Source organism: Eudoraea sp. (genome assembly GCF_049669105.1).
Taxonomy (GTDB): Bacteria; Bacteroidota; Bacteroidia; order Flavobacteriales; family Flavobacteriaceae; genus Eudoraea.
This window is the reverse complement of the sequence record NZ_JBATKE010000034.1, coordinates 1-12,745: the sequence shown is the minus strand read 5'-3', so window position 1 is coordinate 12,745 and position 12,745 is coordinate 1. Positions and strand designations below refer to the sequence as shown.

The following is a 12,745-nucleotide window of genomic DNA, read 5'->3' as shown; positions in this document are numbered from 1 at the left end:
ATTAACTGCACCCTTTTTTCAATAACCACCCCTATCTTGGATTTAACTACTAAGCAAGGAATACGGGTTCTGAATATTGTTATTATCTTTAGTTGAATTGACCAAAAGATCAATATCTTAAGATGAGGGTAAATTCAATTTGAAAATGAAGTGTATTTAATAGTTATTTGGGATGATACAGAAACTAAATCTTGAACATATCCTTTTTTTAGACATCGAAACTGTTCCTGAAGTGGCGGAATATGCCCAATTAGATGATTACAAGAAAGAGCTATGGGAACATAAATCACAGTATCAACGTAAAGAAGAGTATACCGCTGAAGAATTTTATGAAAGAGCGGGAATTTGGGCTGAATTTGGTAAAATAATATGTATCTCCGTTGGGTATTTTTCAATTAAAGATAGAATTCGCAATTTCAGGGTTACTACATTTCAGGGTGATGAAGAAAAAATACTAAAAGACTTTAAAAAATTACTTAACGAACATTTTAGCCGCCCAAAAAACCTGCTTTGTGCACATAATGGTAAAGAATTTGATTTCCCTTATATTGCGCGAAGATTAATCATAAATGGTATTGGACTGCCATATAAATTGGACCTTTTTGGTAAAAAACCGTGGGAAGTTCCTCACCTGGATACCATGGAACTATGGAAATTTGGCGATTTCAAGCATTACACCTCCTTAAAACTTATGGCCAATGTGCTGGGTATTCCTTCTCCCAAAGAAGATATTGATGGTAGTATGGTCAGAGATGTTTATTATGAAGAAGGTGATTTGGACCGTATAGTGGCTTATTGCGAATTAGATGTTATCACTTTAGCACGGGTCTTTCTCCGGCTTCGTAATGATGAGTTATTGACTGAAGACCAAATCTTTCATATTTAGAATTATTCTTCCAGCCAGCTTGTGATGTCCGTTTCATAACGTATACTATGCAATTACTCTGTCTAAATTAGGTTCCTTTTCTTTAGGTGTATTGCGCTAATAAACCTTAATTGTGCTATCTTGGTATTTATAGGTGAGATATAGTTATTAACTATATCCCATGGTTAGCCACCATTCATAGAAAACCGTAATATGTGTTTAAACTTCCGTGATATGTATTGAATTCAATAATAGTTTCGCTATTTACTTTATAAAAATTAAAAACAAAGATTATGGAAACTAAGAAAGTACTGTTGATGTCGCACAAGGTCTATAGAAATTGATACTCTTTGCCGGCATAGCGATAACAGTAGTATTGTTGGCACTTATTCTTTCAAAAAAGGCAAGTGCCCTTTCTGCTTTGATTATTGTACCCATTATCGGCTCGTTGGTGGCTGGCTTTGGTTTGGATACCGCTGAGTTTGCCATACAGGGCATCAAAAACATAGCACCAGTGGTCGCCATGTTTGTTTTCGCCATATTGTTTTTTGGTGTTTTGACCGACGCAGGGATGTTCGACCCCATTATCAATACCATCCTTAAATTAGTGGGACGCCATCCGGTAAAAATTACCCTAGGTACGGCTGTACTGTCAATGATCGTTCACTTGGATGGTTCCGGGGCGGTAACATTTTTAATCACCATTCCGGCCATGCTGCCTCTTTTTGAGGAACTTAAAATGGATAAGAGGGTGTTGGCCTGTGTGGTTGCCCTGGGTGCCGGGACAATGAACCTGGTACCCTGGGGCGGTCCTACCATTCGGGCGGCTACGGCACTTCAGGTCGAGATAACGGAATTGTACACTCCTGTTATGATACCCCAATTGTTCGGACTGTTGTTTGTATTGTTCATTGCATGGTATTTAGGTTCCAGGGAAGCTAAAAGACTTCAACTTGATTCCATTGAGGATATCGGAAGGAGTTTTGAGAGAAAAGCTTCAGAAGAAGAACTACGTCTTAGAAGACCTCGATTGTTCTGGTTCAATGTCTTGTTGACCATTGCAGTGATTACAATTCTGATTATGGGAATTGTAGCACCGGCACTGCCATTTATGTTAGGCACCATTACGGCTCTAATGGTCAACTATCCGAATCTTAAAGATCAGGCTTCCCTTATAGATTCACACGCCAAGGCCTCCTTGCTCATGGCGAGTATCCTATTGGCTGCAGGTGTCTTTACCGGCATCATGACCGAATCTGGAATGATTGCCGAAATGGCCAGTGCCATGGCGAATATCATTCCGTCCAGCGCCGGGGAACAAATTCCGGTCTTAATGGCCTTGACCAGTATGCCCTTGAGTTTTGTTTTTGATCCGGATTCCTTCTATTTCGGATTTCTACCGGTTTTGTCGGAAGTTGCGGGTCAGTTTAATGTGGCGCCCATTAGTGTAGGACAGGCCGCTATATTGGGACAAATGACAACTGGGTTTCCATTAAGCCCGTTGACAGCTACGACATTTTTACTCATTGGTTTGGCCAAAGTGGATTTGGCGGAACACCAGCGGTTCACTTTTAAATATGCGTTTGGTGTAACCATCATCATGACTATTGTTTCCATTTTAATCGGGACGCTTCCCATATAATAAATGATGAAGCCAGAAAAAACAATTCGCATAGGATCAGGAGCAGGATATTCGGGAGACCGTATCGAACCCGCTGTGGATTTGATAAAAGAAGGCAATTTAGATTATATTGTCTTTGAATGTCTCGCGGAGCGGACCATAGCATTGGCACAATTGCAGAAAATGAAGGATCCAATCTTAGGATATGACCCTTTATTGGAAGATAGGATGAGGGCCTGCCTGCCCCTTTGTGTTTCCAACAGGGTGAAACTTATCAGCAATATGGGCGCCGCGAATCCAGTGGCAGCAGCTAGAAAAACGGCCGCCCTGGCCAAAGAGCTAGGATTAAAAAAAATAAAGATAGCGGCCGTATATGGTGATGATGTGAAATCCTTGCTCGATGATACGCCATATACCTTTATGGAAAGTAAGGATTCTATTTTGAGCGTAGCGGACGAAATTATTTCCGCAAATGCTTATTTAGGCGTAGAAGGAATTTTAATGGCATTGCAACAAGGAGCCGATATTATCCTGACAGGTAGAGTGGCCGACCCTTCCTTGTTTTTGGCTCCCCTTGTCCATGAATTTGGATGGTCCTTGGAGTCTTATCCATTATTGGGCAAAGGTACAGTCCTGGGCCATTTACTGGAATGCGCCGGCCAGGTATGCGGGGGGTATTTTGCCGATGGGGTCAAAAAACATGTTCCCGATCTGGGAAATCTTGGTTTTCCCATCGCGGAAATCACAGCGGACGGCTCGTTTTACATCAGCAAGTTAAAAGATTCCGGAGGAATGGTGACCACAGGAACCTGCAAGGAACAGCTATTGTACGAAGTACACAACCCTTCTGAGTATCTGACGCCGGATGTTGTTGCGGATTTTTCCGGGATTTCATTCCAAGAATTGGATAAGGATGTGGTAGCGGTAACTGGCGCAACGGGAAGAGTCTTGACAGGAAAATTAAAGGTATCTGTTGGCTATCGTGACGGATATATGGCAGATGCCCAGTTAAGCTATGGAGGAAGTTATGCGTTAGAGCGAAGCCGATTGGCCATGGAAATCATGGAGGAACGGATTCGGGGAAAACATTCGGAACCTGAGGATATATTATTTGATCTGATCGGTATCGACAGCCTTTTTAAAGGAGTAACCACCAATGCAGATCCGCAAGAAATACGATTGCGCCTAGCTGCCAAAACAAGGACTAGGGAGGCTGCTGTGAAATTGGTCAATGAACTGGAAACACTATATACCAATGGCCCGGCAGCCGGTGGCGGTGTTTCAAAATCGGTTTCGGAAATCATAGCCATACAATCCATTTTGATAGATAAAGACAAGGTAGCCCCAAAAGTGGAATACTTTAAAAGTTAACCAATGAAACTAAAAGATATCGCACATTCCCGTACGGGAGACAAGGGAGATATTATCAATATTTCTGTCATTGCCTTTGATGAAAAGGATTATCCCCTATTGTTAGAACAGGTGACCTCCACAAAAGTGAAGCAGTTTCTTGGGGCGACCGCAATGGGTAAAGTGGACCGATATGAACTGCCTACATTGGCAGCGATGAATTTTGTCGTACAAAAAGCCCTAAGGGGTGGGGTCACCCGCTCACTACGAATAGACAAACATGGCAAAACATTGTCCTCAATTTTGTTGGAAATGCCCATAGATATTAATCATTAAAACCAGATCGATGAAAGCGTTTTTAAAAATAATAGTAGTTGTATTAACCTTTAATGTAACCGACGCACAAACGCTAAAAGGGACCATTGTAATCGATTCCATATACTCGGAGAACTTGGTCAATGATTTTGAAGAGAAAACAACACGAGAAGTGGCAGTATACCTGCCTCCAAACTATGAGCAAGGGACCAAAAAATATCCCGTAATTTATTTTTTACATGGCTTTTATGGCGACCATACCATGCTGGAGCCCATGACGGAAATCCTGGATTTCGCCATAGCGACCAAACGTATCCGGCCCTTTATTTTGGTCATTCCCAATCAAAAAACGACCTATGAAGGTAGTTTTTATTCCAATTCTGGTGTTTTTGGAAACTGGGAGGACTTTACCGTAAAGGACCTTGTGGCCTATATGGACATGAAATATCGCACCTTGGCAAAAAAAGAAAGCCGTGGAATAACCGGACATAGTATGGGTGGTTATGGTGCTTTAAACATTGCGATGAAACATCCCGATGTATTCAATACTGTATACGCCATCAGTCCAGGTGCTCTTGCCATAGTTCGTGAATATGGGCCCAACAGCGATACATTTAAGGAACTTGCTGAAATATCCACTTATGAAGCACTGGAAAAAACTTATTTTGGTAAGGTAATGGTAGCCTTTGGACGCTCTTGGTCCCCCAATTCCGACAACCCTCCCTTTTACTGTGATTTTCCATTCGATTATGAAGATGGAGCGTTGGTGATAAACCAGAAAACGCTCAAAAAGTGGCACGAAAACATGCCTTTTTACACACTTGAAAATTATATCGATAACCTCAAAAGTTTAAAGGCCATTAAAATGGATTGGGGACGAAACGCTGGAGAGCGATTTACCCAACAATGCAAGATGTTCAGTCTAAAGTTGGAGAATTTAGGTATAAAACATTTTGCAGAGGAGTACATTGGAACACATGTGAACAATATTTACACAAAAGAGGGTAGAATTCCGCAACAGGTTTTGCCGTTTTTTGAATACTACCTTGAGTTTCATTAACCTAATTATTTGGTGCTTGGTTTTGCCATGTTGTTTTTGTCTTTTGGTCTTTTTCAATCCATGATTTTCCAAGGCATTGATGTTGCTTTGTTGGCAATTGATAAAAATAGTAAAGTTCAAATGAACAATTGGAATGAAATTTAAATTCGAGCAGGCAAACTATTACAATGGCATTTTAATTGCCTTGGGCATATGGTTTGCCTTGAATTGGTTAATCTTTCCTTAGGGTGGACTTGCAACAAAAAAGTGGGCAATTAGACAAGAGTCATGCAACTGAAACATTAGAAAGCTTATCACAATACCTAAAATGATAGTAGAAATAATAAAAAAATCGGTGGCTAACAATACCTATACGCAATGCCCTGCGGGACACTGCGCATAGCTCTACCGTTAGCAGATATTCTCCCTGTTTGACAAACCAAAATTGAAACAAATGAAAATATTAATTTCTCTCAGACTAACGGTAAAATTTGGGATATAATTCGAGGGAAAAGAATAAATTTAAAAGACGGAAGAAATACTGAATCTCAATTACTTACTAAACCGTTAGTCAGAATTTAAATGACATCTTATGCTCGGCACAATTTGGATTGTTTTTGGAATGTTCTTTTCAATTGTTAGTTTTTTTCCTTTGATAAACTCGACACATTGGATTTTTAGAATATTCGACTTTATTCGGCTTCAACTTTGTGTAATTCTTTTGTTTCTCCTGCTAGCGACACCTTTTCTATCAGTGAGCATTTCAATTATTGGATTACTTACTATATTTTTAATTGCAATATCTTTTGTTTATCAATTATCAATTATACTGCCCTACTTCCCAAAAAGTAAAAACAATAGCATAGCACCAAAACATAACATAGTAGCTCTCTGTATAAATGTGAAGCAAGAAAATCAGGACTACGAAAGACTTATAAGGGTCGTTAAGAGTGTTCAGCCAGACATTCTGTTAACCTTAGAAACAAATAAAAAATGGGAGCAAAACCTTGAGGAAATAGAAGGTGACTTTAGTAATATTATTCGTGTTCCAAAAGACAATAGATATGGAATGCATCTTTATACAAAATTGGACTTGAAAGACTTTAACATCCATTATCTTATATCTAAAGAGCATCCATCTATTGAAGTTATATTAACTGATTCTAAAAAGGATGATTTTGTTTTTTGGGGTATTCATCCACCTCCACCCAGCCCTACTGAAAAACCTACATCTAAACAAAAAGATGCCGAACTGATGAAAGTTGCAAAGCTTGCTAGAAAAAGTATAACACCAATGATTGTTTCAGGAGACTTCAACAATGTTTCCTGGTCTAAGGCGTCCAGATTATTTAGCAAAATATCTAACCTGAAAGATGCAAGAATTAATAGGGGGATATACTCAACATTTCCTGCAAACCTTCTGATATTTGGGTTTCCAATCGACCTTCTTTTTCATTCTAACACAGTAACGGTAAATAATATTAAAGTATTAACCTCAATAGGTTCTGATCATTTACCACTTCAATTTATGTTTCACATTAATAATAAGGTGGATTCTAATAAAGAATTAAATAGCAATTTGAAAAGTTTAGCGAATCAAAAAATAATGGAAGGAAAAGAAGCTGCAAAGAATGAAAACTGAAAAAACATTTGCTCACAACACCTATAATTCATCACGCCATGGCGTGATGAAATCATAGCCAAAACGTTGTGTGCAACTAAAAGTAATAAAATGAAAAAATTAATAACCTTATTATCAATTATATTGCTAGCCAGCAACGTGTTATTTGGTCAATTGGAAGATTATACAATTCACAACAACCTCCCTTATTTGAGCAATGAATCAATTTCAAATGATAGTCTTCAAAGATTAAACTTAGTCTTGCCCAAAAGAGGGGATAAATATCCGTTACTGATTTGGATAGGAGGAGGAGCATGGTCGTATGTTGATAGAAATCAAGAAATGGACCTCGCAAAGAAGTTTGCAAAAAATGGAATAGCTGTAGCAAGTATAGGCCACCGTTTAAGTCCGGCTATATGGCGAGATTCAACTTTGAATACAGGAATCCAACATCCAAAACATATTGAAGATGTGGCAGCTTCCGTCAAATGGTTGTATGAAAATGCTGATAAATATGGATATGATAGGGATGGATTTTTTATCGGTGGGTTTTCTTCGGGAGCTCATCTATCCGCATTGATAAGTTTGGATAGCACCTATCTAAATCAAGTTGGACTTTCTCATAAATTATTTAAAGGAATAATTCCAGTTTCAGGGGCATACGATATAATTGACTACCATAGCGTACTTTTAAACAGTGGCAGACCTGAACTTGCCAAACTTCATGTAGAAGCTGTTTTTGGCGATGAAAAGGAGGACTTCAGAAAAGCATCACCTATTACCTATCTTCATAACTTATCAGTTCCCATATTATTGATTAGTGACAATAATACGTATAACTACTCAAGACTTTTTGAGGAAAGAGTTCGAACAACTGAATTTAGAGATATGCAAGTTGTTTATGCTTACCACCTATCGCATGGAGACCTTTGGAGAAACTTATCTTTCGATGAACAAAGTATATACCGGGAGATAATGATAAATTTTATTGAAACAAACTTATAAATGGGAAAGAAGCACACAACACTGTATATGCAATAATGCTCCCTAAACGGTCGCACTACGCATATACGAATCGTTATGCTAAAACATATTTTTTTACTTGGTTTAAATCCAAACTACGCATTACCATATGCATTTCTTCATTGCACTCTGATGATTTCACTGATTTGCCCTTATACCAACTATAACTTCCAATGAAACAGTTACGTATTTAAATAATAAAAATGAGAGCAAATATCAGTTATAATTCAAATATTACAGCTTTGGAAATTTGGCGATTTCAAGCATTACACCTCCTTAAAACTTATGGCCAATGTGCTAGGTATACCCTCTCCCAAAGAAGATATTGATGGTAGTATGGTCAGAGATGTTTATTATGAAGAAGGTGATTTGGACCGCATAGTGGCTTATTGTGAATTGGATGTTATCACTTTAGCACAGGTCTTTCTCCGGCTTCGTAATGATGAGTTACTGCCTGAAGACCAAATCTTTCATATTTAGAATGATGCTTCCATATAATCTAGTTTTTTAATGGGGTGTAACATTTATGCATAAATGTTATCTATTTAATGTAGCCTTCATATTTAACCCTAACTAAATTATGCCGAATCAAACCATCCAGGCATGGTCAAAATTAGGGATTCGAAAATTGATTTATTGAAGGCAATTATCCTGATAAAAAAGTATCTAATAGTCTAAATATCAAAAATGAAAAATATAATCCTTCTGATCATTTTTCTCACACTATACTCCTGTGATTTCCGATTATCCGGCAAAAAGGAAGATAAAATCGATGCTGATTTTACAGCAGTGGCAGATAGTATATCACTACTGATGTCTGCATACCATTACAACCCTGCAGAGCTCGCTACAGATAAATATCTCGTATTGGAAAAAAAGGTCCGCGTTCTTGCAAATATGGTCCAAACAAAGCAAGAATTTATCAATGGGTTTAATGAGCTTTGGAAAGATGGCCCATTTTCTCACGTTACACTTAGCATTTCAGAAAGGCGCGCAGAGGAAATGGCAGAATTTGTAGATACATTACGTGTAGGGGATTATAGTGTTTCACTGGAATGGGTTGAAGAAACTGCAATACTCACGGTGACAACGATGACCGGTCTTGACACAAAAGAACGCGTATTTAGGGCATACCGCGAGATAGCCGACAATAAAACCAAAGCTCTTATTATAGATGTTCGCAACAATGGTGGGGGTACGTTTGCAGGTGTTCCACTTATTGGTCATGTTTTAACTGATTCTATTGATGCTGGTATATTTGTTTCACAGAAATGGTGGAAAAATAATACGAAAGCCCCCAATCTAGCCGATATTCAAATGTTAACTCCCTGGCAAGGATGGTCGCTGAAATCCTTTTGGCATGATGTACAGGAAAAGCCGCTTACTCGAGTAAAGTTTGGACCAATGCATCCACACTTTGACGGTCCGGTATACGTATTGACAAGTAATAATTCGGCCAGTGCCTCAGAGTTTACCGTGGATGCGCTGGCTCATGAAGAAAATGTAACAATTATAGGTGAGACCACGGCAGGCGAAATGTTATCACAAAAAATGTATGATTTGCCACTTGGCTTTCAATTATCTCTGCCCATAGCAGAATATTATTCAAACCGAATTGGAAGAATTGAAGGAAAAGGCGTAGAGCCTGATATAACTGTTGATCAGCGTGTGGCAATGGATTTGGCTGTTTCATTGATCAACGGAGAGAGCAGTGAGGAAGCTTTGGCCATGGTACAATTGGAGCTAGATAAAATGAATGAGCAACCTTTCGGCGGGGAAAAGATTTATCTGTTTGGCAACATGAATGATTGGGGTAAAAAGCGGAATATCACTCCTCAATTTGAGTATAAAGGGAACGGGGTTTTCGCAGTGTCATCTACTTTGGAGGCCGGCAGTTATGAGTTTAAAATAGCTCCTATGAACTGGTCCTTTGATTATGGCGCACATCCCAATCAGGAAAAAACGATTATCGGGAAGAAAAAAGATTTAGCAAGAGTGCCCGGAAGCAATAATTTGATTATCAAAATCGAAAATAAAGCCAAGATCACTTTTGAACTGAATGTAGCTGATGAAATGGCTGGTAAACTATACGTTTATCAGGACTGAGGTACAGTGAACATGTTGGACAGTTAAACATTTATGTTTATAGTTATTAAATGACCGTTCTTTTGAAATTTGGGACTTTAAACATTATACCTCGCTTAATCTCATGACCAGCATCCTTGGCACACCTTCCTCAAAGGAAGATATAGATAGAGCATGGTTCGGCAAGTGTATTATGAAGAAAAGGACCTGCAACACATCATCCATTATTTTAAAAGGGATGTGATCACTTTAGCGCAAGTCTTTCTCAGGCTTCGTAATAATGAGTTATTGCGTGAAGACCAAATCATTCATATTTAGAATGTTCTTTTGAATATCCCCAAACGGTATTAATTGAATTTTAATTGAATATATACAGGAAAGTGGTCACTGTATCCACCTTTATACTTTTGCCCCACATAAGTTCTGAAAGGATTTCCGGCATATTTTCCATCCCATTCTTTAAGCTGATGGTCATCAAAAATATTGGCATGTGCAAAACTATGTGTGCCTTTTTCATAATTGAAAAAACTATGAGAGACCAGAATCTGATCAAAAAGTGACCAGCTCCTTCTGTAGTTTGCGCTACCTCTTTCGGGAGTCAATAGTTTTTCCATAGGATTGAACAACGATTTAGATTCAACCAAGGTGCGGATACTAATTGCATCAGGACCATCATTAAAATCGCCCATGACAATGTAATTTGGAGTTGAATAATTTTTTTCAATTTTATTCATATAATCCCTAAGGGTCTCGGCAGCTTTAATCCTTTTGTAATCTGTTTCTTCCTCTCCAGTTCTGCGTGATGGCCAGTGATTAACAAAAACATGAATTTCCTCACCGTTCAAAACACCGTGAACATAAAGTATGTCCCTGGTTGTGTCTCTTTCTCCTTCAGGATTGAAAATCAACAAAGGAATAGGTGTAGAACGTAGAACACTAAAATTCGATCTGAGATATAACAAAGCGGTATCTATTCCCCGTTCATCCGGAGAATCATAATGAACGTAATCGTAATCCTCATTTTTTAAAGCCCCAGTAGATATCAGGTCCTTAATGACCTCTTCATTCTCAACTTCTGCTATACCCACGAGCGCAGGTGGTTTGTTAGTAGTTTTAACACCTATTCTTGAGATGGTATTGGCAAGTTTGAGTAACTTCTTTTTATACTTCCTTTTGGTCCATCTTTTCTTTCCATTTGGGGTGAAATCTAAATCAAGTGTATTTTGATCATCTCTTACATCAAAAAGATTCTCCAGGTTATAGAAGACAATGGTATGATCGTTCTGGGGTTTATTTCTTTGCAGAAATGAAAAAATCATGCACTTTTTATTTGGTTACCAAAATTACGAAAATCACTTGGTTCCAATTACTTAGATTTGTACTATAATTTATCAAATGTTAGAGAAGCAAAATATAGAATACGAAAAAGCAATTCTGGTGGGTGTTATTAACAAACAGCAGAATGAAAAGAAAGTACAGGAATATCTTGATGAACTCGAGTTTCTTACTTATACAGCAGGCGGCGAAGTATTAAAACGTTTTGTCCAACGAGTCGATTTACCCAACCCAAAAACATATATTGGTAGTGGTAAAATTTTGGAAATAGAAAAATATGTAGACGAAAACGAAATAGGGTCAGTCATATTTGATGATGAACTTACGGCTGTTCAGCAGCGTAATATTGAGAAAATCCTGCGTTGTAAAATACTGGACAGAACAGGGTTAATACTTGATATTTTTGCGCAAAGAGCCAAAACCAGCTATGCCCGCACACAAGTAGAGCTTGCACAATATGAATATTTATTACCTCGATTGACGGGCTTGTGGACGCACCTTGAAAGACAACGAGGAGGTATTGGAATGAGAGGTCCGGGAGAAACCGAAATTGAAACAGACCGTCGGATAGTCAGAGATAGAATAGCACTACTAAAAAAGAAATTAACTAAAATAGACCGCCAAATGGGCACCCAACGAGGAAACCGGGGAGCCTTGGTGCGTGTAGCTCTGGTGGGGTATACCAATGTTGGCAAATCTACCCTTATGAACGTCATTAGTAAAAGTGAGGTTTTTGCTGAGGACAAATTGTTTGCGACATTAGACACCACTGTTAGAAAAGTGGTGCTGGGTAATTTGCCTTTTTTATTAAGTGATACGGTTGGGTTTATACGTAAACTGCCTACACAATTAGTAGAGAGTTTTAAAAGTACTTTAGACGAGGTTAGAGAAGCAGATCTCTTGCTCCACATTGTAGATATTTCGCATCCAAATTTTGAAGATCATATTAATTCTGTAAATCAAATATTGAACGAGATTGGCTCATCTGATAAGAAAACAATAATGGTCTTTAACAAAATTGATCTTTACGAACAGGAAATTTTAGAAGAAGATGATCTGGTGACCGAAAGGAGTTCAAAGCACTTTACGATTGAAGAATGGAAACATACCTGGATGCAACAATTAGGTGAAAATGCTATTTTTATTTCTGCACTGAAAAAGGAGAATCTTGATGAATTCCGTAAGAAAGTATATGATGCAGTAAGGGAAATTCATATTTCGCGTTTCCCTTATAACAATTTTCTTTATCCTGAACACCTGGATGATTATTAGTCAGAGTCCATTATTTTTTAAATTATCCATCCGAATTTATAAGTGAATTATGCCTATGCAATTCATAAGTCATCAGGTCATTCATCTGACATCTGATACGCTTCATATTTTTCACAACATTATAACTCCACTTCACAACAATAATTTAGAGATTCTTAAGAACCGAACTACATTTACATTGTAATTAAGTGATAGTGTTTAACCCCAAATCAAAGCATA

Annotated in this window: 10 protein-coding genes and 1 pseudogene; 10 read left to right on the top strand and 1 reads right to left on the bottom strand. The window is 38.2% G+C overall.

The window, feature by feature from the left end; genetic code table 11:
- Positions 1-172: 172 nt before the first annotated feature.
- From WBM60_RS02285 to WBM60_RS02245, 9 genes and pseudogenes are all read left to right on the top strand, one after another.
- On the top strand, positions 173-886 hold the full coding sequence (locus tag WBM60_RS02285; protein ID WP_424259677.1) for a 3'-5' exonuclease: 714 nt from the start codon (positions 173-175) through the stop codon (positions 884-886).
- A gap of 319 nt (positions 887-1,205) precedes the next feature.
- Positions 1,206-2,507 carry a CitMHS family transporter gene (locus WBM60_RS02280; RefSeq protein ID WP_424277570.1) on the top strand — a complete coding sequence of 434 codons (1,302 nt, stop codon included), beginning with the start codon at positions 1,206-1,208 and terminating at the stop codon, positions 2,505-2,507.
- A 3-nt stretch (positions 2,508-2,510) separates the two neighbouring features.
- A complete protein-coding gene (locus tag WBM60_RS02275) occupies positions 2,511-3,857 on the top strand; it encodes an acyclic terpene utilization AtuA family protein (protein ID WP_424259679.1) in 1,347 nt (448 codons plus the stop codon).
- A gap of 3 nt (positions 3,858-3,860) precedes the next feature.
- On the top strand, positions 3,861-4,172 hold the full coding sequence (locus WBM60_RS02270; protein ID WP_424259680.1) for an AtuA-related protein: 312 nt from the start codon (positions 3,861-3,863) through the stop codon (positions 4,170-4,172).
- Positions 4,173-4,182: 10 nt separating this feature from the next.
- Positions 4,183-5,211 (top strand): alpha/beta hydrolase, encoded by a 1,029-nt coding sequence (locus WBM60_RS02265; protein ID WP_424282722.1) that lies wholly within the window; start codon positions 4,183-4,185, stop codon positions 5,209-5,211.
- Positions 5,212-5,944: 733 nt separating this feature from the next.
- Positions 5,945-6,832, top strand: coding sequence for an endonuclease/exonuclease/phosphatase family protein (locus WBM60_RS02260; RefSeq protein WP_424259682.1), 888 nt, complete (start codon positions 5,945-5,947; stop codon positions 6,830-6,832).
- Positions 6,833-6,922: 90 nt separating this feature from the next.
- Entirely contained in the window at positions 6,923-7,816 is an 894-nt protein-coding gene (locus tag WBM60_RS02255; RefSeq protein ID WP_424282721.1) for an alpha/beta hydrolase fold domain-containing protein, read from the top strand.
- A 255-nt stretch (positions 7,817-8,071) separates the two neighbouring features.
- Positions 8,072-8,314: pseudogene (locus tag WBM60_RS02250) on the top strand (3'-5' exonuclease); the annotation flags it as partial.
- 207 nt (positions 8,315-8,521) lie between these two features.
- Entirely contained in the window at positions 8,522-9,940 is a 1,419-nt protein-coding gene (locus WBM60_RS02245) for a S41 family peptidase (RefSeq protein WP_424282720.1), read from the top strand.
- A 326-nt stretch (positions 9,941-10,266) separates the two neighbouring features.
- On the opposite strand, the gene WBM60_RS02240 is transcribed toward WBM60_RS02245, so the two are convergent.
- On the bottom strand, positions 10,267-11,238 hold the full coding sequence (locus WBM60_RS02240) for an endonuclease (protein WP_424263441.1): 972 nt from the start codon (positions 11,236-11,238) through the stop codon (positions 10,267-10,269).
- 76 nt (positions 11,239-11,314) lie between these two features.
- Between WBM60_RS02240 and hflX the strand changes: the two genes are divergently transcribed.
- Complete coding sequence (gene hflX / locus WBM60_RS02235; RefSeq protein WP_424263443.1) at positions 11,315-12,526, top strand: GTPase HflX; 1,212 nt, start codon at positions 11,315-11,317, stop codon at positions 12,524-12,526.
- Positions 12,527-12,745 lie beyond the last annotated feature (219 nt).